Here is a 23,607-nt window from a genome sequence, read left to right as displayed (position 1 = left end):
GTGAGAGTTCTGCATGTGTCGGTCTCGCCTTTTTTTAATGATGAGAGAGAGGGTGAATCATTGATGAAAAGATGGGTAATGAGCATGTCTATAGGGATGCTGGCAGTAAGCATTCTTACATCCGCATCACAAGCAGCAGGTGCAGCAGCATCACAGACTTCCGCCGCAGCGCCCAATTACTACCATACCTCTGGGAGCAAAATTGTTGATTCTAAAGGAAATGCGGCCATATTTAATGGCATTAACTGGTTTGGCTTCGAAACGGGGAATTATTCGCCTCACGGGCTATGGAGCCGTTCCATGGACGATATGCTGGATGCCATGAAAAATCATGGCTACAACTTGATCAGGCTCCCTTTTAGCAACCAGATGTTTGATACAGCTTCGGTTACGAACAGCATTGATTTTAGCAAAAACCCGGATCTGCAAGGGTTAACGCCGATTCAGGTCATGGACAAACTGATTGCCAAAGCGGGAGCGCGCGGGATGAAGATTTTTCTTGATCGTCACAGACCGGACTCCGGCGGCCAATCCGAGCTTTGGTACACAGCTGCTTATTCCGAACAGCGCTGGATCGACGATTGGAAGATGCTGGCGGCACGGTACAATGGCAATGATACCGTCATCGGTGCCGATCTTCATAACGAACCTCACGGCACCGCCAGTTGGGGGACCGGGAATGTGGCAACCGACTGGCGGCTTGCCGCGCAGCGTGCGGGCAATGCGATATTATCCATCAACGCAAACTGGCTAATTATCGTGGAAGGCGTAGAGAAAAATGTGAGAGGCTTCAACGATTCGTACTGGTGGGGAGGCAATCTCGAGGGGGTAGCAAGTGATCCGGTTGTACTTAGTGTACCGAATCGGGTCGTTTATTCTTCTCATGATTACGGACCTGGCGTCGCCAGTCAAACATGGTTCTCAGACCCGAGCTTTCCTTCCAATATGCCAGCCATTTGGGATGCTCATTGGGGCTATATCAGCAAACAAAATATAGCGCCGGTTATCGTCGGCGAGTTTGGTGGCAGAAGTGTTGATACGACCAGCGTCGAGGGCAAATGGCAAAATAAATTGGTCGACTATATCGGCACGAATAAGCTTTATTGGACATATTGGTGTCTGAATCCAAACAGCGGCGATACGGGCGGCCTCCTCATGGATGATTGGACAACGTGGAATGGGCCGAAGCAAACGATGCTCGATCGGATCATCCAGTCCATCCCTGATGGCGGGGGAGGAGAGACAACTCCATCGGTACCTGCTGGTTTGAGCGCAGTTGCCAGTAGTGGACAGGTGGCATTAAGCTGGGCAAGCTCGAATGGGGCTACTAGCTACAAGGTGAAAAGGGCAACTGCCAGCGGAGGACCCTACGCGACAATCGCAAGCGGGCTTAGTGCAACGAGCTATACGGATACAGGACTTACGAATGGCACGACCTATTACTATGCCGTAAGCAGCGTTAATAGTGTGGGTGAGAGCGCTGACTCTGCGCCATTGAGTGCGACCCCTACGGACTCGGGCGGTACCGGTACCAGCAGCTTGTTCCTGCAATACCGTGCCGGAGATACCAGTGCGACAGATAACCAGATGAAGCCGCATTTCAAAATCTTGAACCAAGGCACTTCGGCTGTACCGCTTAGCTCGCTTAAGATTCGCTATTGGTTTACAGCGGACTCCAATCAGTCACAGACGTTCAATTGCGACTATTCGCCAATCGGGTGCGCTCATCTTAGTGGTCAGTTCGTCCATCCAGGGACGGCCAAAACCGGAGCGGATACGTATCTGGAAATTAGCTTCGACGCAGGAGCAGGCAGCATTCCGGCCAACGGCACAAGCGGTGAGATCCAAACGCGTCTGAATAGAAATGACTGGAGCAACTTCAATGAATCCAACGATTATTCTTATGACCCTACAAAAACGTCATTCGCCAATTGGAACAAAGCAACAGTGTATCAAAATGGCAAGCTAGTTTGGGGAACGGAGCCTTAAATGACGGGCCCGAATCATAATAGAGAAATAGGAGGACTCGAAAGTATGAAAATGGTGAAAATCATGAATCGTATTGCGTCAACAGCGCTTCTTGCCAGCAGCTTTTTCGTAGCTCCGATATATGACACCCATGCTTCCGGTTCGAGCTTTGTGCAAGCGAGCGGTTCTAAATTCGTATTGAATGGCAGCGATTTTTATTTTTCCGGCACAAATAACTATTATATGCATTACAAATCGGCTCTCATGGTTGACGATGTTTACACGAAAATGAATGCGATGAATTTGAAAGTACTACGGATTTGGGGATTTATGGATGGATCACCCAAGGATGGCATTGGGATGCAAACGCAGCCTGGTGTGTTCGATGAATCCGGGTTCAAAAAGATGGATTATGCCATCTACAAAGCAGGGCAGTTGGGCATCAAGATTGTCATTCCTCTTGTTAACAACTGGAATGATTTCGGGGGCATGAATCAATACGTGTCCTGGTTCCAGGCAGGCAGCCACGATGCCTTTTACACAAATGCTTCGATTAAGCAAGCTTATAAAACATTTGTCAATCAAATGTTGAACCGAACGAATACCTACACCAATACCAAATACAAAGACGATCCGGCTATCATGACCTGGGAGCTTGCGAATGAACCTCGCTGCCAAACGGATACAACTGGAAATACACTGGTGAACTGGGCCGATGAGATGAGTTCATACATCAAATCGCTTGACAGCAATCACTTGGTAGCGGTTGGAGATGAAGGTTTTTATAACAAACCGGGGAACTCGGATTGGCTGCGTGGCGGTGGTGAAGGCGTAGACTGGACCCGACTTACATCGCTTCCTAACATTGACTATGGCACTTACCATCTCTATCCGGATGGCTGGGGGAAAACCGTGGATTGGGGGACGGATTGGATCAGGGATCATATCGCAGATGGCAAAACGATCTCAAAACCCGTCGTGCTGGAGGAATACGGCATCAAGGATTCATCTTCCGACCAAGCTTTCCGTAACGCAACGTATCAAACATGGCTGAATACCGTTTACACAAACGGGGGAGCGGGGGATCAATATTGGATTCAAACCGGAGTTCAAGATGATGGTTCGCTGTATGCGGATTATGACGGATTTCGGGTTGTCTACCCCAGTTCAACTGGGGCGGTGATATCTAATCATGCGCAGCAAATGAATGCTTTGGGCAGTGGCGTTATAACCGTGCCGGCAGCGCCAACGGGCTTGACGGCAACAGCAGGCAATGCGCAAGTGGCATTGAGTTGGGCAGCGTCTGGCGGAGCGACGAGCTACAACGTGAAGCGGGCGGAGACGGGCGGACCGTATACAACGGTAGCGACGGGAGTGACGGCGACTAGTTTTACAGATGGGGGCCTGACGAACGGAACGACGTACTACTATGTGGTCAGCGCGGTGAATAGCGCAGGCACGAGTGCGAACTCGGCGCAGGTTAGCGCGACGCCGCAAGCAACCATAGCGGTGCCGGCAGCGCCAACGGGCTTGACGGCAACAGCAGGCAATGCGCAAGTGGCATTGAGTTGGGCAGCATCTGGCGGAGCGACGAGCTACAATGTGAAGCGGGCGGTGACGACGGGCGGACCGTATACAACAGTAGCGACGGGGGTGACGGCGACGAGCTTTACAGATGCGGGTCTGACGAACGGAACGACGTACTATTATGTTGTCAGCGCAGTAAACAGCGCGGGAGAGAGTGCGAACTCCACGCAGGTTAACGCTAAGCCTGTAAGCGGGACTACATCAAGCTCCTTGGTCGTTCAATACAAAGTAAACAATCCGAACCCTGCTGATAACCAGATCAACCCGCAGCTCCAAATCAAGAATAACGGCGCTTCGGCGGTAAGTCTTAGCACATTGAAGATTAGGTACTATTTTACCAAAGACAGTAACGCGTCCCTGAACTACTGGTGCGATTGGGCGCAAGTGGGAAGCAGCAACATCAGCGGTACGTTCGTGACAATGAGCACACCGAAGGCAGGAGCGGACACTTACCTCGAAATTTCGTTCTCGGCGGGTGCAGGTTCCCTTGCAGCAAACGGGCAAATGGGGGATATCCAGTCCCGCTTTGCGAAGAATGACTGGTCGAATTTTAATGAAGCAGTTGACTACTCCTTTGATGCGACCAAGTCGGCATATGTGGATTGGAGCAAGGTGACACTGTATGAGAACGGTACGCTTGTGTGGGGGATTGAGCCGTAACAGGCATTTAAGCGTTGGAGCTTTGTAAGCTCGGAGGGGAAGCGCTATTTGGGGTAAAATACGGGTAGCGGCCGTTTTGGGCGCTACCGAGCCGAGAGGCCGAAACCGATCGGCTGTAAGGCCTGAAAAGGGCCTTACAGGCGCCGCACACGGTAAGCGGCACGAGGAACCGGTCTGAAGCGGCCGCTTTGGGCGCTACCGAGCCGAGAGGCCGAAGCAGATCGGCTGTAAGGCCTGAAAAAGGCCTTACAGGTGCCGCACTCGGCACTCGGCACTCGGCACGAGGAACCAAGCCGTAGCGGCCGATTTGGGCGCTACCGAGCTGAGAAGCCGAAACCGATCGGCTGTAAGGCCCGAAAAGGGCCTTACAGGTGCCGCACTCGGCAAGCGGCACGAAGGAACCGAGCTGTAGCGGCCGATTTGGGCGCTACCGAGCTGAGAGGCCGCAACAGATCGGCTGTAAGGCCCGAAAAGGGCCTTACAGGTGCCGCACTCGGCACTCGGCACGAAGGAACCGAGCCGAAGCGGCCGTTTTGGGCGCTACCGAGCTGAGAAGCCGAAACCGATCGGCTGTAAGGCCCGAAAAGGGCCTTACAGGTGCCGCACTCGGCACCTCGGCACGAAGGAACCGAGCCGAAGCGGCCGTTTTGGGCGCTACCGAGCCGAGAAGCCGAAACAGATCGGCTGTAAGGCCCGAAAAGGGCCTTACAGGTGCCGCACTCGGTACTCGGCACGAGGAACCGATCTGAAGCGGCCGATTTGGGCGCTACCGAGCCGAGAGGCCGAGACAGATCGGCCGTAAGGCCCAAAAAAGGCCTTACAGGTGCCGCACTCGGCACTCGGCACGAGAAATCGAGCCGAAGCGGCCGTTTTGGGCGCTACCGATCCGAGAGGCCGAAACAGATCGGCTGTAAGGCCCGAAAAGGTCCTTACAGGCGCCGCACTCGGCACCTCGGCACGAAGGAACCGAGCCGAAGCGGCCGATTTGGGCGCTACCGAGCCGAGAGGCCGAAACCGATCGGCTGTAAGGCCCGAAAAGGGCCCTACAAGCGCCGCACTCGGCACTCGGCACGAGGAACCGATCTGAAGCGGATCGGCTTCTCAACTCTACAATCTCTACCCACAAAAAAGCTTAGTCAACAACCCAAATGGGTGTGAACTAAGCTTTTTTCATTCTACCGGTTATCGATTTTCTCCGGATACAGATCATGATTCATCAAGCGATGCTCCGCCATGGCTTCATATTTTGTCCCAGGCTGACCATAGTTGCAGTAAGGATCGATGGAAATGCCGCCCCGCGGGGTGAATTTCCCCCACACCTCGATGTAGCGAGGATCCATCAGCGCAATCAAATCATTCATGATGATATTGACGCAGTCTTCGTGGAAATCGCCATGGTTCCGGAAGCTGAACAAATACAGCTTGAGCGACTTGCTCTCTACCATTTTAATAGTGGGAATGTAGGAAATGTACAAGGTTGCAAAATCCGGTTGCCCCGTCACCGGGCATAAGCTCGTAAATTCGGGAAAGTTGAATTTTACGAAATAAGCTCTGTCTGGATGCTTGTTGTCAAAGGCTTCGAGCAGCTTCGGATCATAGTTGAAAATGTACTGCGTTCCTTGGTTGCCTAACAAGGTAATGTCTTTCAAATCGGCATGGCTTCTTCCTGCTGACATGGGTATTTCCCCTTTCTTTTCTGAACGAAAAGAAGACTTCCAACTAAAAACACGAAAAAAAACGATACCTGGGGTACGTTTTTCCTTAGTTTTTTTCCACATCAGAAATATTATGTTCTTTCCTCCGAGGAGCAGACAACTTTCTGATTGGCGAATAAACCTGCCATTAAACGCGGTCGTTCATCAAGGATCGACATCGATAGAGGTTTATTCAAAGAGGGAGTTCGCGAACCTCTCCTAGAGCAATGCGTGCCCTAGCTGTGTCTTCTTTAGTTTTCTCTAGAACTGTACCACAAACGCTCTAATAATGCACGAATCAGAAAATGTCATAACACTTCATCTCGCTGCTTCAACCATCGATACAACAGGATACTGACAATCGAGCAAAGCAGCGCACAGCCGCCGATGAATACATACCCGGCCTGCAGTCCCCTGATTAAACCTTCGCTTGGCTGAGCGCTGTCCATAAACATAAGCTTGAAGCTGTCCGTAATCGCTCCGACCAGGAAGTTGCCGATAACGCTGGCGATTCCCATCATCGTAACGGTGAACGTGATGGCTGTATCGCTCCCGTTCGGGTAGCGTTTGGCTAGAAAAGCCATAACGGTCGGATAGATCGGCGCAATGCCGATTCCCGCAATCGCGAACAGGAAGGCTCCGGAGGGGCCAATCATAATCGCGGCCAATGAACAAAGGCCTGAAAGCGCTGATAAAATAATGAGTGACATGACAAAGCCGATCTTGTCTGTGATAGGGCCTAGAACAAGCCTGGCTAGTGTGAAGCAAAGGAAAAAGGCTGACAGCATCCCAGAGGCTGAGGCCATTTCCCAATGGTACGCTTTTTCCAGGAAATTAACGAGCCAAGAGCCAATCGATAATTCCGAAACGACGCCAAAGGAAAGAATAGCGACCATGAACCAGGCGGCCGGGTCACGGACAAAGGCTTTCAATGTAAGTGGTTGTTCTTCCGCAGCGCCGTCTCCGGGAAATCGGGTAAGTAGCGCTGGGATCATTGGCAGTATGGCTAAAGACAGCATGATGACATACATGCCGCGCCAGCCTAATTCGGTTCCGAAGAGGGTGGCTCCCATTAAACCGGATGCGACAATCGGCGCAACAATAGAGCTTAGCCCGTAAAAGAAGTGAGCCAGGTTCATCATTGTTCCTGTATGTTTGGTGAAAATGCGCGCTCCCAGAACGGCAAGAGCGATCTCCAGCATGCCATTGCCGATGTACATAATGAAGTAAGAGGAGGCGAAAGGCAAAAATTGCCTAGAATAAGCGATCAATATGCCGGAAATCACCATGAAGCCGAAGGAGAGAATACTGGTAAGCTTAAGCCCGAATCTACGCGTCATAAGCCCGGTGAAGCTGCATGCGAGCAGATAGCCTAGCGAATTGAGCGAGAGCAATGAGCCGACTTGCCATTCATCTAGCGCAAAATCAGTCTGTATGCGCGGAATTGCGGGCCCTTTGATATTTTCCGAAAAACCGAAAATAAAAAAGCCGGCGAATACGACGAGCAGCAGCAAATAATAATTCTTGCCTGTGGTTAAAGATGCAACTTGTTGTTTGGCATTCACTTTGAATCCTCCAAACCGTCATGAGCCCCCTGCAGCCTCTCTAACTCTGAATAGGGTACAAAGGGAAAGTTCTATTTATGAATAGTAACACCGTTGGGCGTTAAATGACCATACCCATTCATTTTCTCATGAATATAGTAAATAGAGGTAATAACAAAGGAGGTGCACATTTTGCAGAAAGCTCAAATTTCCAGACTGGAGAATCAAGTGTACTCTACCAGGGTCTTGAGGTCGGAGTTCGATAAACATTGGCGAACCTTCCAATCCAGAAACGGCAATGTGATCTATGTAGCGACTGCCAATCGTGCTCAAGTAGAAGTGCTGCTGGCTGGAGGATTGCGGAAACGGCTTATTTTTAACCGCGGAGGTAAGATCATAGTTGGCGGTGGCGGGACAAGTCATTATAGCAAACCTCATCGCGCAATAAATTTGTAAGGATTTCCAATAGAAAAGGATAGATAGGCACTTTATCTTGCCCGTCTATCCTTTATTTGCAGCCAGTTGTGTATGTCCTTATGACTTCCTGCGCGTTGACTCGCGGATGGTCAGTTGAGGCTTCATGCGCTTCGTCTCCCAAGAGTTTTCCAAGCCATGAATGCGCTGCATCAGCATCGTCGAAGCTGTCACGCCAAGCTCAAAGGTGTCGATATTGATTGATGTTAGCGGCGGCGTTGTATAGGCCGCAAGCGGGTATTGATCAAAGGTAACGACTCCAATTTCATCGGGAACTTTAAGTTTATGTTCATGAATAGCTTTCAGCGCTCCGTAGGCGGAATAGTTGTTCATGCAAACAATACCGTTCGGCGGCGTTTCCAGCGCGAGCAGTTCTTTCATAATTTTGTACCCGTTGGCTTCGTTTGCATAACCCGGTTTGATGTAAGCATTCACGAGCGGCTTGTCATATTTCTTAAGGGTATCGGTAAAGCCCGTTAACCGCTTTTTGAAAATAGCATCGTTCTGTTCGCCGCAAATAAATGCACAGCGCCCATATCCCTGGAAGATCAAATGCTCTGTGATCAGTTCGCCGCCCTTCCTGTTGTCGATGTCAACCCAGCTCATCTCCTTCATGCTAGGAAGCTCGCCGATAGAGATGAAGGGAAAGTCAGCATCGTTAAACGCTTCGGCCATCTGAGAGGTGAGCAAGGAATTGTCCAGAATAAAGCCATCGATTCTTTTATTGAAAACAAAGCGGTTCATCAGCTTATGGATATCCTGAGAATGGAAATTGCAGATCGTCAATTCGTAACCTTGCGGTCCAATGACACTTTCCACGCCACCTATAATATTGTAAAAGAAATGATTAAGAAAGTCGTCCCGCCTCGACATATCGACAAGCAGGCCAATATTAAAGCTGCTTTTGCGGGCAAGCTGTGTAGCGATAGAGCTAGGGGTATAATTCATTTCCCTCATAATTTGGCGTACTTTGCGCTTCGTATCCGATGAAATGCTTGGAGCGTCATTCAGCACCTTGGATACAGTTGATTTCGCAACGTTGGCTGCTTTGGCTATGTCGTTAATGGTTACTTTCATGACGCGGGTCCTCATTCCTGTGAGCCTCTTAGTATTCTTTGCCTTCTTTGCCAATATCTCATCTTATTTTATTATTTGCCAGTTCGCTTGTCTATGCCCTGTAGTTCTTTTTGATATGTTATAATGGAGGGGATGTAATACGCGCTGCGGTTTCACGTGCAACCATTTTTGATGAGGTGACCCATGAAAGCTTATTTGGAATTACTACAGGACATTTTGGACCATGGTGTGAAAAAAGAAGACCGCACCGGCACAGGTACGATCTCGGTGTTTGGCAGACAGCTGCGTTTTGATTTATCGCAAGGCTTTCCGCTTTTGACAACGAAAAAATTACATATGAGATCAATCATTCATGAGCTGCTATGGTTTCTGAGCGGAAGCACGAATGTTACCTATTTGCGTGAGAACGGCGTGACAATTTGGGATGAATGGGCTGATGAGGAAGGCAACCTTGGCCGGGTTTACGGAGCGCAGTGGAGAACGTGGCACACGCCTAGTGGACAAGTGATTGATCAAATATCCGGTCTGATTCATCAAATCAAACATAATCCCGACTCAAGAAGACATCTGGTCAGTGCATGGAATGTAGCAGAAATTGATACCATGGCTCTGCCGCCATGCCATTATGCCTATCAGTTTTATGTAGCGGAAGGCCGATTGTCGTGCATGTTCCAAATGCGATCGGTGGATACGTTCCTTGGATTGCCTTTTAATATCGCTTCTTACGCGCTTTTGACGCATATGGTGGCGCAGCAGTGTGAGTTGGAAGTGGGCGATCTGATTTGGACAGGCGGAGATGTTCATCTCTATTTAAATCACTTGGAGCAAACGAAGATTCAGTTAACCCGCGAGCCTTTCCAGCTGCCTGAATTACAAATAAAACGTAAACCGGATTCGATTCTGGACTACAAGTTTGAAGATTTCGAGTTTGTGGGCTATCAATCCCACCCGGGAATTAAAGCACCAATAGCCATTTAGCCTATTCACAGGCGCGAAGGAGTGTCTAGATGAGCATTTCATTCATTTTTGCGATGGACCGGAACCGGGCGATCGGCCTGAAGAACAATCTTCCATGGCATTTGCCTGCGGATCTGAAGTTTTTTAGATTAACAACGACGGGACACCCTATTCTCATGGGACGGAAGACGTATGAATCCATTGGCAAGCCCCTGCCTGGGCGCCGCAATGTCATTCTGACGCAGAACCGCGACTTTCAAGCGGAAGGTTGCGACGTGGTGCATTCGGTGCAGCAAGTGGTGGAAACGTTTCGTGACGTAGAGCTATTCGTCATAGGCGGCGCAGAAATATTCAATTTGTTTGCGCAGGACGTAGATCGCATGTATATCACTTATATCGAGCATGAATTTGAGGCGGATACGTATTTCTCTGAGATGGACATGTCAGCATGGACGCTGGTTTCCGAAGAAAAAGGGGGACAGAATGAGAAAAATCCCTATGAATACTATTTCCGAATTTACGATAGAAAGAAGGTTTAGCATATGAAATATTTTGCTGTTTTACTGCCAATGAAGGATGAAGAACTTAGCAAGGAGCATCGTCCAGCGCATTTAGCTTATTTGGAGAAGCGCAGGGGCGAAGGGAAGATTTTTGCCAATGGGCGCTTCGTAGACGGTTGGGGCGGGCTTGTTATTTACAAGGCAGAGACGATTGAGGAAGCAAACGCACTGGCACATGAGGATCCGTTCGTTCAAGTTGGAGCCAGACATTGTGAAATTCATGAATGGGACATTGTCATCAGCTAAACTAAGAATAAAAAAAAGCCCCGAGTCCACTCTCTGTTATTAGAGGACTCGAGGCTTCTTTTATTTGCGTCTTTTTACAAGTGAAACAAGAAGAGAAAGCGCGCCTAGAATGACTGCGGCGATAGACAGGTATAAAGCTGTGTTCGACGATCCGGCAGAACCTTCGACGGCTTTCCCTGCTGCCGTTTGACCATGGCTGTCGGTCGTTGCTCCGCCTGCGGCTTTAGCTTTCACTGTCGTGACAGATGCAGGTTTGTCTGAGCCCTCCGCTCCAACCCATTCTACGATGCTGCCGTCTTTGTAGGTCTGGTAGGCTTTCCATTGGATCTGAGTGGCGGTATCGGCTACTTTCCCTTGCATATTGAAATCGCCGAACTCTGTGCTGGATAACCCGTCACCCGTCGCTTTCCATGTCACGCCTGTGATTTTGCCCGAGGTGTCTTTCGCCAGCTCATAAGTCCATCCGGCTTTGGGCTCGAAGCGGGAGATCGCAACGGAATCCAGAGCGAACTTCACTTCTACTTTTACGGTAGGCTGATCTTTCTCGCTGGGCACTCGTACCGTGAACTTCTCATAAGTGCCTTGGGTCGTTTCCTTCGGATACACGACGACATGGGCGCTGGCGATTCCAGCAAGAAGCATGGAGAGGGCGAGCAGTATGGATACATTCAACATCAATTTTTTTAACACGGATGTAGTTCCCCTTTCAAATCAACTTTTCACATGATGTCCATGTTACCTGATTCAGAAGCAAAAAAGTATGACTCGAGTGGGCTATTTTTTATATTTCAAGGTGGGGATTTACCTGTTTTGTCCTTTTCGTGTCAGCCCGAATTGAATGGCGAAGGCTGTGAGCTGGACACGATTTTCCAGCTGCAGTTTTTCTAAGATGTTTTTCATATGATTTTTGACGGTATGTTCCGAAATGAGCAGCTTTTCGGCGATTTGCCGGTTATTGTCTCCATTAGCCACATAGGCTGTGATTTCTTGTTCGCGTGAAGTAAGCATTTCGGGAGTAGGGCCTCCTGCCTGCGCTTGGATTGGCGCGCGAAACCGGTGAAAGAGCTTGTCTGCCATAAGCCGGGCGACTTCCGAATTATCGTCAAGCAGCGCATGGAGATAGGTGAGCCATTCGTCAGGATCCATGTTCTTCAAGAGATAACCCTGGGCTCCGAATTGCAGCGCCGTGAAGAGGTCTGCCACGTCATCGGATACCGTCAGCATCACAATGCGGATGGATGCATTCAACTGCTTGATTCGGCGTGTCGCTTCAAGGCCATTGACGGGCGACATATGAATATCCATGAGTACGACGTCAGGATTAACTTCATGGCATAAGCGAACAGCTTCTTCCCCGTTCAGGGCTTCGCCTACGATGCAGAAATCAGGATCGGGCTCGAGCATACTGCGGATCGCTTTGCGGGCAAGCGGATGATCGTCTGCAATGAGAACGCGGTAAGGCTGCGCGATGGTCATTCTGTTTCTCTTCCTTCCATATGTAAGATCAGCTCTGTCCCGCTCGGAGCCTCTTCGTTCCCAATGGAACGGAGCTCCATCGACGCTCCGAGCTCAGCAGCACGTTTATGCATCAAATCAATGCCGTATTTTTTACTAGTGACTGATTCACGACGCAAGCCGCAGCCATTATCGGTAATGTGCAGGCGCCATGCTTCAGGATGAGCATCAAGAGAAATCGAAGCGGATGTCGCCATGGAATGCTTGCGTATGTTGGTAAATGCTTCTTGAATGATGCCAAACAGCTGAACTTCCTCGGCTGGACGAAAGCTGTCTATGGCAACCTCGATGTTTGCTTGCAGCTCAATTCCTGTGACCAGTTGCCAGTCGTTCAGCCATTTGTGAATCCGCTGCGTGAGACTGGAGCCGTCTTCCGGCGGAGTTCGAAGATTGAATATAGCTTGACGCAGGGAGATGTCAATTTCCGAGACAGCGGCTTTGGCTTCTTCCAAATGGCCTTGTTTCAGCTTCACATTGAGGAAGAACAGGGTTTGGGCCAAGTCATCGTGAAGCTCTCTGGCCAATCGCTCACGTTCTTCGTAAACGGCTCTGCGGGCTTCGCCCGAAGCGAGCTTCTCGTTCGTCCGTTCAATACTTTGGAACATCCAGGAGGCGAAGAGATAAGAGAGCAGGAAAGTAATGACGGTGATCGTGAAATTGCCGGCCTCCATCGTCAAATAATTGAGCAGAAATTCATGCCGGATGTATTCAAAGCCACCTATGATAAAGACGGGCAATATGATTGTAAATAATTTCAGCGTACGCAGCGGCATAGGCCCCTCAGGCTCCTTTTAAACGGTTCAATTTGGAATGTGTTCTATTATATCAGTATCCAAGTTGGATTTCTTCACAAATAATGGGTCATAAGCTTTTCATTCATGCACACGTGTGCTACATTATTAGTAAATCGTAACACGATCGGGTGGAGGGGATTCTATGTGGAAATCAATCATGCAGCAGAAAAAAAGTTGGGGCGGGTATGTGGGCTTCATCTTATTACTCCACGTTCTTGGACTTATCGGTCTGTATAGCGTAGCCAAAACAACACCAGCCTTCTGGGCGATCGGCCTGCTTGCTTATATGCTTGGCGTGCGGCATGCTTTTGACGTAGATCATATTGCCGCCATCGACAACACGGTGCGCAAACTTGTTCAGCAAAAGAGAAATCCGCTTGGCGTCGGCTTCTTCTTTTCGCTCGGACACTCCTCTGTTGTTTTCCTGATGGCGATCGCGACAGCCTTATCCGTCCAGTGGGCAGCTCGGGAGCTGCCGTGGATGCAGCGCTTCGGCGGTGTCATCGGAGCTTCTGTCTCCGGATGCTTTCTAGTCCTTATCGGTATCTTTAATTTACTGATCTTAGTTAATTTATTCCGTTTATTCCGTAAAATTCGGAATGGTGAACATAACGAAAACGAATTCGAAGAACTTCTGCAGTCCAGAGGACTGATCGCAAGAATGATCAAACCGCTGTTTGGATTCATTGGCAAAAGCTGGCATGTATACCCGCTCGGGTTCTTGTTCGGGCTTGGGTTTGATACAGCAAGCGAAATCGCGCTGCTGGCCATCTCGGCGAATGCGGCGACGAATGCGATTCCGTTCATCGGTGTCATTTCGCTGCCGCTGCTCTTCGCTTCTGGCATGAGTCTTTTTGATACAGCGGATGGCATGTTTATGACCAAAGCTTATCGCTGGGCTTTTCATACGCCGGTGCGCAAATTGTACTACAATTTGACCGTAACGACGCTAGCTGTAATTGCGGCGCTCATCATTGGCGTCGTCGAACTGGGGCAGGTGCTTTCTGAAGAAATCGGCATGGAAGGCGGCTTCTGGACTTGGCTTCAGGAATTGGATTTCGGCACACTAGGCTATATACTAGTTGGATTATTTGTCGTTTCTTGGCTCGTGTCCATCGGCGTTTGGAAGTGGTTCAAGATCGAGGAGCGCTGGAGTGCCAAAGCGTGAGAACAGATAACGATAGCCACAGTGAGAGATGCTGAGGTTATCGTTTTTTTTGTGAGAAAGAACAACCGTATGTTAATATTTTATAAAGAAGTCTATGCAAAAAAGGATTTTGCCGAAAGACGTTGAAAGTAGTCATCTGATAGTTAAGACCATTAGAGAAAGTAGGATTTGTATGATTCAGTTTCAGCACATTTCTAAGGTATATCCTAACGGAACCGTAGGACTGAACGATATTAACCTCACGATTCACCCAGGGGAATTTGTTGTTATCGTAGGACTTTCAGGCGCTGGGAAATCCACCCTGCTTCGTTCCATTAACCGTTTACATGAAATTACGGACGGTCAAATCGTAATTGATGGCAAATCGATTACGCAGGCCAAAGGCGCCGATTTACGCCGCATGCGCAGGGACATCGGAATGATTTTCCAAACCTTTAATTTAGTTAAAAGGTCCTCCGTCATTCGCAACGTCCTTTCTGGGCGCGTAGGCTACCATTCTACACTTAGAACCGTCTTCGGTTTATTTCCTAAAGAAGATATTGAGCTTTCCTTGAAAGCGCTGGAAAGAGTCAATATTCGTGAAAAGGCTTATTCGCGCGCCGACGAATTGTCCGGCGGTCAACAGCAGCGTGTGTCTATCGCCAGAGCGCTTGCCCAAGAAGCGAAAATTATTTTGGCGGACGAGCCAGTTGCCTCCCTGGATCCACTTACGACCAGACAAGTCATGGATGACTTGAAACGTATCAATACAGAGCTGGGGATTACTACGGTTGTAAATCTTCACTTTATTGATCTGGCTCGCGAGTATGCAACGCGCATAATCGGGCTAAGAGCCGGTAAAGTTGTATTTGACGGCCCTGTGGCAGAGGCGACGGATGACGCTTTTGCTGAAATTTATGGACGCGCCATTAATAAGGACGAGCTTCTGGGGGTGCAGGAGGGATGAGTTCTACGACCTTGAAGAAGCCCCCTCGCACGAAGCTATATGTTACGATCATCCTTATGTTGTTGTTCCTTGTAGGTAGTATTTATCAGACAGACGCTACACTCACAAGCCTTGTTAAGGGAACGCCGGAAATTATTAAATTCATTGGCGAAATGTTTCCGCCGGATTGGCAATTTTTCGTCGATATTTGGAAACCTATGGCCCAAACGCTTCAGATGTCGATTCTTGGCACGATCATAGGTGCAGTGTTTGCCTACCCGATGGCCTTGCTGGCGGCGCGCAACGTGACGACAGCACCCTGGTTGTTTTACCCGGCCAGACTCATTATGAATTTGATTCGGACAATTCCGGATTTGCTCTATGCAGCTATATTTGCAGTACTCGTAGGATTTGGGCCGACAGCGGGGACGCTTGCGCTCATCTTCTTTACCTTCGGGATTCTTTCTAAGCTGGCTTACGAATCGACCGAGGCGATCGATCCAGGACCGCTTGAAGCGATGACAGCCGTTGGTGCGAATAAACTGAAATGGATTCGTTTTGGCGTGATTCCGCAAGTTGCGCCGACGTACTTGGCACATTTGCTGTACACCTTTGAAGTCAGTATTCGCGCATCGGCAATTCTTGGTTTAGTTGGCGCCGGCGGTATCGGTTTGCTACTCAAGAATACACTAGATTTGTTCCGTTACGACCAAGCCTGTGCGATAGTGATCTACACGCTATTGGTTGTCGTTATCATTGATTTGGTCAGCACCCGTTTCCGCAGTTATTTGTTGAAGGGCAGCAGCAAGCCTTTATCGCCTTCCAAAGCTAAAACGTATATGATTGTTGGTTGGGTTATCGTGGCTGCATTGCTAGTGTGGGCATTGACAGGCTTGGAACTGACTGGCTTCCAGCCGACGACTTGGATACTTACCAAAGCCATGTTTAAAGGATTGTTTCATCCGGACTGGTCTTACGTGTATATTCCCGATGGCGAAGATCTTCTGCGCAGCTTATTGGAAACTTTATCGATCTCGTATTTGGGTAACTTTGTATCGGCGATTGTGTGTCTGCCTATTGCCTTCTGGGCTGCGGCGAATATGAGCCGTTATCGGGCGGTTTCCGGATCAGGCAAAATATTTCTAAGCGTAGTGCGTACAATTCCGGAAGTCATTATGGCATTGATCTTTATCAAAGCTGTAGGGCCTGGAGCGTTTGCAGGGGTTATGGCGCTTGGGCTTCACTCCGTCGGTATGCTGGGCAAGCTGTACGCCGAAGCGATCGAGAACATGGATATGGGACCTACAGAAGCGATGACGGCCGTAGGTGCGAATTTCTGGCAGAAGATGGCGTTTGCCGTTGTGCCGCAGGTCATTCCTGACTTTATCTCCTATACGCTGTTCCGATTCGAGATCAATGTGCGTTCGGCAACGCTGTTAGGGGTTATCGGAGCCGGCGGTATCGGTACGCCGTTAATCTTTGCGATTAATGCGCGCGTGTGGCCAAGGGTCGGTATTATTATCATCGGTATTATCATCACGGTTTCGATCATTGACTATATTTCAGCGACACTCCGTAAAAGGATTGTGTAAAGCGAAGGACGCCGCGTTTGCGGCGTCCTTTTACTTTCGAGTAGAACAGAAGAGGCTCGGTTATGCGGAAACACACGAGCTTAGCTCGAGCGTCCTCCTTGGACCAGGTGTAGAGAGCGTCCTTCCCTATACCTAGGGGAAAGGGAGCTTGCTGTATCGCCTTCCAAAACTTCAATATGTTGGATCAGTTCAATTGGGATTAAGATGTTATTAATTTTCAAAAGTCGAAAAGCCTTGTAATAATTAGAGATAACGCCTTTGATGTCATCTTTCCCGCATCGGATGGAAACTGTCATTTTACAACAAATGAGCATATCAAACATCGAATTTCACCTCTCTATGTAATATGACAAGTCCAAGTAAACATTTGTCATGCAAAAGTAAAATTTTTTTGTATGTAAGTTGTCGCGGACGTGCCACATCCATAGTATGCATTGGAGTTGCTTAAAAGACTGACCTTGTTACTCCGCACAAAAAAGGGGCAGTTCCTTTAACTATACCGCACTACTTCCAATACCTCAAACACAAACAAGCAGAACGCTGCGGCGCCTGCTTGTTTATTTTTTTGAAACTATCGGTAACAAACGTATTGCTGCCTATTAGATTGCAAAAGTCATAGTAATAATGACCAATAATATAAAGAGAACCAGTACTGCTGCTGAACTAGTACCTATTCCTGCTCCTGTTGGATATCCCATATTCAGTCACTCCTTTCATCGCAATGTTATCCTTTTCTCTCAAAAGAAAAACGGGGTTCTATGGAAGAAAAAGGGGGACTCCTCAATAGCCAGTAAATCAAAAAGGACAAGTGGAGTGATTGGGTTGAAGAATGGGCTGAATGGTATAAATGCACTTGTGCTCACGGGTTTGGCATTTGAACGAAGATAGAATTTGTTATTCTTGTTCTTATGCAAAATGCCATCTAAAACTTGCCCGTAGTGTGTCATCACGTAAACATGTTTACCCATGAGGGAGTTTAGCCGTTTTTTGTCGATGGGCATTCCTATCGCCTCCGATTTTTGCGTTCATTTAAAAATCTTGAGGGTCGTTACGAATTACCATGCAAATGTGCTGGTGATAATAACCAAAAGAATAAAGAGGACCAAGACAACAGCCGTACTTGTACCCAGACCACCGGTATAACAACCTCCTGCAGCATAACCCATTCCAATTCGCTCCCTTCTGTTATCGGATAGTCTATTGTATTTCAATGGCATTTAAAAGGTATGGACAAATGTAAGTTATAAAAAGCCTGTTTTTGCTTCATTGGATCTTTGCCGACGAAAAAAAGCTGTCCCTCTGTCATCTACCATGACTTGGGACAGCTTCATTTTCATTTGTGAAAGGTTTCGGGTTATTTCAAGCCCATTTCTTTGTTAACTTCCCGAACGATATTGAATTTGGCGTCATCGGAAGCCACGTAACCTTTGTGGGAGTAAACGTCGAATATAATTTTTTGGCCTTCTGGATCGTTACCAATGGCGATGAAAGCTTCTTGGATTTTCTTTTTCCAAGCAGCATCCATATCGGAACGGACTGCGATCGTATCATTAGGAATTTTATCAGAGAAAGCAAGTACTTTCGTTTGTTTGAATACATCCGGGTAGTCCTTAATCATGTTGGTACGAATATCTTGGAATACGGCTGCTGCATCAACTTGACCGTTCAGCAAAGCGATGATCGCTTTGTCATGGCCTTGGAATTGCACGCTCGTAACGTCTTTAACCAGATCGACGCCAGCTTTTTTCATTAGTAAGCCCGGGTATGTATAACCAGCTGCGGAAGTTACGCCTTGTACGCCGATTTTTTTGCCTTTCAAGTCAGCAACGGATTTAATTGGTGAATCTGCTTTTACAACGATCATGGATTTGTAGAAGTCTACAAGATCTTTCGTTGGCTGGCCTGTAGCGTCATCTACACCAAAGCGTGTAGCTTGTGCAAGCAAATCTGCTGCTTTACGCGTATCATGTGCAACAACGTAGTTGCTCGGAGGCAAGAAACCGATATCTACTTGTTTGGAAGCCATAGCTTCGATAACGGTGTTGTAGTCTGTTGATACAGATACTTTCACCGGGATACCGAGCTTGTCGCCAAGCAATTTCTCTAGTGGTTTCGCTTTTGCTTCGAGTGTTTCTGCATTTTGGGAAGGTACGAATTGAACTTTCAACTCTTTAGGAACAAATCCTGCGGCAGCCGCAGCTGGTGATGCGGAAGCTTTTGTTGTAGACGTAGCCGTTGGCTCTTCTTTTTTTGCACATCCGGCTGCAATCCCTGCTACTACGACTAAAGACATACTGACTGCTGCAAATTTTTTCAACATTTTGTTGACCTCCGTTTAATTATTTACAATAGTACAAGAAGTAATATAACATTAACACAGAAGATATGGAAGATGGTGTAAATCTTTTGTTAATGTGACAAAATCCCTGTTTGTGCGTACAAAAAATGGAAACGAGGAGCGGGCAAATGGATAGCCAAAAAAGCGCGGAAAAATGTGTTCTTTCTATATTAGAAACAAGTGATTTGCACGGCAGCATGCTGCCCATACATTACGCCAATAATCAGCCAAATGACGTAGGTCTGTCGAAAATTGCCGCATTAATTGCTGAAGAACGGAAAAACAATGAACATGTAATTGTTATTGATAACGGCGATCTTATTCAAGGTACGCCGCTCGCCTACCATCATGCCAGATTAGATAATACACCGGTGGATCCCATGGTGCTTGGGCTTAATTATTTGCGGTATGACGCGGCCGTGCTTGGCAATCATGAATTCAATTATGGACCAGAAGTGTTGCTGAAAGCCGTTATCGAATCGAATTTTCCTTGGCTATGCGCAACGATTGTCGACGCTGCAAGCGGAGAGCCCTTTCTGGGGAAGCCTTATGTGATAAAAGAATTGCCCAATGGCGTACGAGTAGGTATTCTGGGTCTGACAACCCCGTATATTCCGAACTGGGAAAATCCAAACCATATTCAAGGCCTTAGATTCGATGACGCGGTGCAAACCGCTGCCAAGTGGATTCCAGTGGTGAGGGAGCAGGAAAAAGCGGATGTGGTCATTGTCTCGTACCACGGGGGCTTCGAAAGAGATATTGTTACTGGCGAGCCAACCGAGCCGCTCACAGGAGAGAATCAAGGGTATCAATTATGCATGGAGGTCGAAGGGATCGATGTTCTGTTGACTGGTCATCAGCATCGCAGCATCGCTGGCGCTCAAATCAATGACGTTGTCATCGTACAGCCCGGGACTGCGGGAGTTACGCTCGGGAAAGTGCAAGTGGAGCTGGAGCAAAATGAAGGAAAATGGACAATCGTCTCCAAAAACTCCGAGCTGATTCCTGTGGCCCAGGTCGAAGCCGATCAGAAGCTGATCGAGCTTGTCGGAAGTTATGAAGCGAAGACACAGGAGTGGCTGGATCAGCCGATTGGCAAGCTGACCGGCGATATGCTGGTGAAAGATCCGATGCAAGTGCGCCTGAAAGATAGCGCTTTGATCGAATTTATTAATCGCGTACAAATGGAGCTTTCAGGAGCGCCTATTTCGAATACAGCGTTGTTCGATAACTACTCACCTGGGTTTCCAGCGGATATTACGATGAGGGACATCGTATCGAACTACATCTATCCGAACACGTTGAAGGTCATTCGTATTTCCGGACAGGACATCAAGGATGCGATAGAGCAATCGGCCGAATATTTCGAACTGGCAGCGGACGGTGCGGTTCAAGTAAGCGCTAAATTCCGCGATCCGAAGCCGCAGCACTACAACTATGACATGTGGGAAGGGATTGGATATAAAATCGACATTTCCCGACCTGTAGGCGAGCGCGTCATCCAGTTGGATTATAACGGAGCGCCGATCGATTTAGCTGCTTCCTTTGATGTTGTGATGAACAACTACAGGGCCGGCGGCGGAGGAAATTATGCCATGTTTCAGGATAAACCCGTCATTAAAGATATTCCGACGGATGTCGCGGAGCTGCTAGCCGGCTATATAATGGAAAGAGGCACGATTGAAGCCACCGTTAATAATAACTGGGAAGTCATCTGGGCGTAAAAGTAGATGCTACATGAGCAGGAAGAAACAATAAGGGGGGTTCAAGATGACTACAATCGAACTATGGCCCGGAGCAGCCCAGGAAAGCATCGGAGAAGAGAATCAGGGCTGTCCAAGCTTAACGTTGTATCCCTTGGCAGGCAAAGCTGTGAGCTCTGCCGTTATCATATGTCCGGGCGGCGGATATGGCAGACGTGCCTTTCACGAAGGGGAACCCGTTGCCAAATGGTTGAATGGGCTTGGCATTGCTGCATGCGTCCTAAATTATCGGGTAGCGCCTCATCAACATCCGACGCCTCTTCAGGATGCGCAGCGGGCTATCCGAACAGTTAGACATTATGCGGATGAATGGCGGATTGATCCGAATCGGATCGGCATTTTGGGATTCTCAGCAGGTGGTCATTTAGCCTCATCGGCAGGCACGCTTTATGATGCTGGCGATGCGCATGCAGCAGATCCGATTGACAGACAGAGTAGTCGCCCGGACGCAATGATTCTGTGTTATCCGGTAATAACCTTCGGAGAGTTCGCTCACGAAGGCTCCAAGCTGAATTTGCTTGGTGAGACTCCGGATGACGCGCTTATGACGCTGATGTCCACAGAGAAGCAGGTAACAGCGGACACCCCGCCGACATTTCTGTGGCATACAGCTGAGGATGCTTCAGTTCCGGTCGAGAATAGTTTGCTCTTTACGGCAGCTCTTAGTCGGAACCGGGTGCCTTTTGATCTGCATGTATTTGAAAGCGGCCGCCATGGCATCGGCTTGGCTGAGGATTACCCTGAGGCGAAGAACTGGCCGACTCTTTGTGCGGCATGGCTGAAAAAGCATAGCTTCGCATGAGCCGGCTTTTGTATGATTGCTATGCGCTTGGAGACTCAGCCATTGTCATTCAACTCGGTACAACGATCGACCCGAAGGTTCATGAACAGGTTCGCCAGCTAGCCGATTATTTGGAAGAGAACCGTTTTCAAGGATTCGGAGAAATCGTCACGGCTTATACGAGCATAACGATTTATTATGACGGTTATTCCGTGTTTAAAGATAGATTAAATGACTTCTTTCTTGACGAGCTGCTACCCTATGAGATTGTGTTTGCGCACGTGCAAACCGCAATTGCTCAGTATGAAAACCTTAGGGCAGATCTGGCCGATGAGCCATCGCAAAGCGTTGAAATTCCGGTTTGTTATGGAGGCATGCATGGTCCTGATCTTCAGGCCGTCGCCGATTATCATGGCATGACGCCAGAAGACGTTGTCGGATTACACTCCTCACAGGATTATCCTGTGTACTTGATTGGTTTTGCGCCAGGCTTTCCTTATTTAGGCGGAATGGACGAACGAATTGCTACTCCGCGCAAATCGGTGCCTAGACAAAGGATTCCTATAGGATCCGTTGGCATAGGCGGCAGCCAGACGGGGATATATTCGTTGGAAACTCCGGGCGGGTGGAACCTGATCGGACGGACGCCGATTGCATTGTTTCGGCCGCAATCAGCTAATCCCTCGCTCCTTAAAGTGGGGGACAGGGTACGATTCGTACCGATTAAGGAAGAGCAATATGAGCAGTTCGCGGAAAGGGAACGACGGATATGAGCTTTGTAGTCGTGAAATCAGGACTGTTGACAACGATACAGGACAATGGCCGTCTTGGGCTTCGTAAGCATGGTGTGATTACGTCGGGACCGATGGATCGATTCGCGCATCGTACAGCTAATTTGCTTGTCGGGAATACAGTGAATACAGCCTCGATGGAGCTGACGCTGCAGGGAGCAGAGCTGCACGCTCAAAAGGACATGCTGCTAGCGCTTTGCGGAGCTGATATGGAAGCGGTGCTTGATGGGCAACCCGTACCGTTATGGAGACCATTTGTTATCCAAAGCGGATCTGTACTCCGTATGCATTATGCCGTACAAGGGTGTAGAGTTTATCTGGCAGTTGCAGGGGGCTTCGATGTTGAGCCTGTAATGGGCAGCAGAAGCACCTATATGCGCGCAGGCTTAGGCGGCTTCGAAGGTAGGGCGCTGCAGCAGGGTGATATTTTGTCTGTAGGAGCTGCTGAGCCAAATGGCGCTCGTATGTTCCAAGCGATTGGAAAAAGAGGAGCGAGTGAAGGGCAAGGGCTGTTACAAGCTCCCTGGCTGGTTTATACCGGACGTAACTCTGATTATGAAGATCATCCAGTTGTTCGGATTGTTCGCGGAAGAGAAGCGGCGTGGTTTACTGCGGAAAGCATGGAAGAACTTTTAGCTGGCAGTTATGAGGTGACGCCGCACTCTGACAGGATGGGATACCGGCTGGGAGGGGGGGAGCTGAAGCTGGGAAATGGCTTTTCCAGCGAAATGATCTCAGATGCCGTAGCTCAAGGCACGATACAAGTGCCACCGAGCGGCCAACCGATTTTGTTGATGGCTGATTGTCAAACAACAGGCGGTTACCCGCGTATTGGTCAGGTGATTAGCGCTGATCTCCCCTTGGTCGCCCAAATAAAGCCTGGGGGTCGGATTCGTTTTCGGGAAGTGAGCCTTCGCGAGGCGCAGGAAGAGCTGTTGCTTCAAGAGGGGGATTTGCGAATGCTGCAAGCGGGAGTGCATGCTTGGTTGCGGGATAGAGGCTAGGGTTTGCAGGAAGTGGAGATGTACGGGAAGCGAATATTGACTAATTATGAGTAATTGTGATAGAGGCAGGATGGTCATAAAGGGTAGGTACAGGAATACTGAGGGCTAAGTGCAGAAGTACTGAAGGATAAGTACAGAAGTGCTGAAGGATAAGTACAGAAGTACTGAA

22 protein-coding genes are annotated in these 23,607 nt (G+C 48.8%); 13 read left to right on the top strand and 9 right to left on the bottom strand.

Features of this window, described 5'->3' with window-relative positions:
• Positions 1–63 precede the first annotated feature (63 nt).
• Positions 64–1,989 carry a cellulase family glycosylhydrolase gene (locus ABRS97_RS11300; protein ID WP_367813856.1) on the top strand — a complete coding sequence of 642 codons (1,926 nt, stop codon included), beginning with the start codon at positions 64–66 and terminating at the stop codon, positions 1,987–1,989.
• Between the two features lie 45 nt (positions 1,990–2,034).
• Positions 2,035–4,215: a cellulose binding domain-containing protein gene (locus ABRS97_RS11295; protein ID WP_367813854.1), complete on the top strand. Its 2,181-nt coding sequence runs from the start codon at positions 2,035–2,037 to the stop codon at positions 4,213–4,215.
• A gap of 1,175 nt (positions 4,216–5,390) precedes the next feature.
• Here the strand turns inward: ABRS97_RS11295 and queF are convergent.
• Together queF and ABRS97_RS11285 are read right to left on the bottom strand one after the other, a co-directional pair.
• Positions 5,391–5,891, bottom strand: a complete 501-nt coding sequence (gene queF, locus ABRS97_RS11290; protein WP_367813852.1) for a preQ(1) synthase — start codon at positions 5,889–5,891, stop codon at positions 5,391–5,393.
• 326 nt (positions 5,892–6,217) lie between these two features.
• Entirely contained in the window at positions 6,218–7,474 is a 1,257-nt protein-coding gene (locus ABRS97_RS11285) for an MFS transporter (RefSeq protein ID WP_483312445.1), read from the bottom strand.
• Between the two features lie 171 nt (positions 7,475–7,645).
• Between ABRS97_RS11285 and ABRS97_RS11280 the strand changes: the two genes are divergently transcribed.
• The gene (locus ABRS97_RS11280; protein ID WP_367813851.1) at positions 7,646–7,909 is read left to right on the top strand and encodes a hypothetical protein; all 264 of its coding nucleotides are present in this window, start codon (positions 7,646–7,648) and stop codon (positions 7,907–7,909) included.
• Positions 7,910–7,987: 78 nt separating this feature from the next.
• Here ABRS97_RS11280 and ABRS97_RS11275 read toward each other — a convergent pair whose 3' ends face one another.
• Positions 7,988–9,004, bottom strand: coding sequence for a LacI family DNA-binding transcriptional regulator (locus tag ABRS97_RS11275; protein WP_367813849.1), 1,017 nt, complete (start codon positions 9,002–9,004; stop codon positions 7,988–7,990).
• Positions 9,005–9,187: 183 nt separating this feature from the next.
• Here ABRS97_RS11275 and thyA point away from each other — a divergent pair, with 183 nt between their 5' ends.
• Genes thyA through ABRS97_RS11260 form a run of 3 tightly spaced genes read left to right on the top strand, consistent with a single transcriptional unit; the run spans position 9,188 to position 10,767 of the window.
• On the top strand, positions 9,188–9,982 hold the full coding sequence (gene thyA, locus ABRS97_RS11270; RefSeq protein ID WP_367813847.1) for a thymidylate synthase: 795 nt from the start codon (positions 9,188–9,190) through the stop codon (positions 9,980–9,982).
• 29 nt (positions 9,983–10,011) lie between these two features.
• A complete protein-coding gene (locus tag ABRS97_RS11265; protein ID WP_367813845.1) occupies positions 10,012–10,500 on the top strand; it encodes a dihydrofolate reductase in 489 nt (162 codons plus the stop codon).
• 3 nt (positions 10,501–10,503) lie between these two features.
• Positions 10,504–10,767 (top strand): YciI family protein, encoded by a 264-nt coding sequence (locus tag ABRS97_RS11260; RefSeq protein WP_367813844.1) that lies wholly within the window; start codon positions 10,504–10,506, stop codon positions 10,765–10,767.
• 60 nt (positions 10,768–10,827) lie between these two features.
• Here ABRS97_RS11260 and ABRS97_RS11255 read toward each other — a convergent pair whose 3' ends face one another.
• The 3 genes from ABRS97_RS11255 to ABRS97_RS11245 form a co-directional block, all read right to left on the bottom strand.
• On the bottom strand, positions 10,828–11,442 hold the full coding sequence (locus ABRS97_RS11255) for a YcnI family copper-binding membrane protein (RefSeq protein ID WP_367814282.1): 615 nt from the start codon (positions 11,440–11,442) through the stop codon (positions 10,828–10,830).
• 126 nt (positions 11,443–11,568) lie between these two features.
• On the bottom strand, positions 11,569–12,243 hold the full coding sequence (locus ABRS97_RS11250; protein WP_367813843.1) for a response regulator: 675 nt from the start codon (positions 12,241–12,243) through the stop codon (positions 11,569–11,571).
• Positions 12,240–13,055 (bottom strand): sensor histidine kinase, encoded by an 816-nt coding sequence (locus tag ABRS97_RS11245; protein WP_367813841.1) that lies wholly within the window; start codon positions 13,053–13,055, stop codon positions 12,240–12,242. The genes ABRS97_RS11250 and ABRS97_RS11245 overlap by 4 nt, the downstream gene beginning before the upstream one ends.
• 163 nt (positions 13,056–13,218) lie before the next feature.
• Between ABRS97_RS11245 and ABRS97_RS11240 the strand changes: the two genes are divergently transcribed.
• The 3 genes from ABRS97_RS11240 to phnE all read left to right on the top strand — a co-directional run bounded on the left by ABRS97_RS11240 (position 13,219) and on the right by phnE (position 16,761).
• Complete coding sequence (locus tag ABRS97_RS11240) at positions 13,219–14,244, top strand: HoxN/HupN/NixA family nickel/cobalt transporter (protein ID WP_367813840.1); 1,026 nt, start codon at positions 13,219–13,221, stop codon at positions 14,242–14,244.
• Positions 14,245–14,416: 172 nt separating this feature from the next.
• Positions 14,417–15,190, top strand: a complete 774-nt coding sequence (gene phnC, locus ABRS97_RS11235) for a phosphonate ABC transporter ATP-binding protein (RefSeq protein ID WP_367813838.1) — start codon at positions 14,417–14,419, stop codon at positions 15,188–15,190.
• The gene (gene phnE, locus ABRS97_RS28195; protein WP_483312444.1) at positions 15,187–16,761 is read left to right on the top strand and encodes a phosphonate ABC transporter, permease protein PhnE; all 1,575 of its coding nucleotides are present in this window, start codon (positions 15,187–15,189) and stop codon (positions 16,759–16,761) included. Before phnC ends, phnE begins: the two co-directional genes overlap by 4 nt.
• A 737-nt stretch (positions 16,762–17,498) precedes the next feature.
• Here the strand turns inward: phnE and ABRS97_RS11220 are convergent.
• The 3 genes from ABRS97_RS11220 to ABRS97_RS11210 form a co-directional block, all read right to left on the bottom strand.
• The gene (locus ABRS97_RS11220; protein WP_367813836.1) at positions 17,499–17,762 is read right to left on the bottom strand and encodes a hypothetical protein; all 264 of its coding nucleotides are present in this window, start codon (positions 17,760–17,762) and stop codon (positions 17,499–17,501) included.
• A gap of 54 nt (positions 17,763–17,816) precedes the next feature.
• Positions 17,817–17,927: a YjcZ family sporulation protein gene (locus ABRS97_RS11215; protein ID WP_367813835.1), complete on the bottom strand. Its 111-nt coding sequence runs from the start codon at positions 17,925–17,927 to the stop codon at positions 17,817–17,819.
• 188 nt (positions 17,928–18,115) lie between these two features.
• On the bottom strand, positions 18,116–19,081 hold the full coding sequence (locus ABRS97_RS11210) for a phosphate/phosphite/phosphonate ABC transporter substrate-binding protein (RefSeq protein ID WP_367813834.1): 966 nt from the start codon (positions 19,079–19,081) through the stop codon (positions 18,116–18,118).
• A gap of 146 nt (positions 19,082–19,227) precedes the next feature.
• Here ABRS97_RS11210 and ABRS97_RS11205 point away from each other — a divergent pair, with 146 nt between their 5' ends.
• The 4 genes from ABRS97_RS11205 to ABRS97_RS11190 are packed head-to-tail and all read left to right on the top strand — an operon-like array spanning position 19,228 to position 23,438.
• Positions 19,228–20,823 (top strand): bifunctional metallophosphatase/5'-nucleotidase, encoded by a 1,596-nt coding sequence (locus tag ABRS97_RS11205; protein ID WP_367813832.1) that lies wholly within the window; start codon positions 19,228–19,230, stop codon positions 20,821–20,823.
• Between the two features lie 46 nt (positions 20,824–20,869).
• Positions 20,870–21,664 (top strand): alpha/beta hydrolase, encoded by a 795-nt coding sequence (locus ABRS97_RS11200; RefSeq protein ID WP_367813830.1) that lies wholly within the window; start codon positions 20,870–20,872, stop codon positions 21,662–21,664.
• Positions 21,661–22,416 carry a 5-oxoprolinase subunit PxpB gene (pxpB, locus tag ABRS97_RS11195; RefSeq protein WP_367813828.1) on the top strand — a complete coding sequence of 252 codons (756 nt, stop codon included), beginning with the start codon at positions 21,661–21,663 and terminating at the stop codon, positions 22,414–22,416. Before ABRS97_RS11200 ends, pxpB begins: the two co-directional genes overlap by 4 nt.
• Positions 22,413–23,438, top strand: a complete 1,026-nt coding sequence (locus ABRS97_RS11190; protein ID WP_367813826.1) for a 5-oxoprolinase subunit C family protein — start codon at positions 22,413–22,415, stop codon at positions 23,436–23,438. The genes pxpB and ABRS97_RS11190 overlap by 4 nt, the downstream gene beginning before the upstream one ends.
• Positions 23,439–23,607 lie beyond the last annotated feature (169 nt).

It is taken from the genome of Paenibacillus tabacirhizosphaerae (assembly GCF_040812395.1).
Classification (GTDB): Bacteria; Bacillota; Bacilli; order Paenibacillales; family NBRC-103111; genus Paenibacillus_E.
This window is presented reverse-complemented; position numbering and strand designations above follow the sequence as displayed.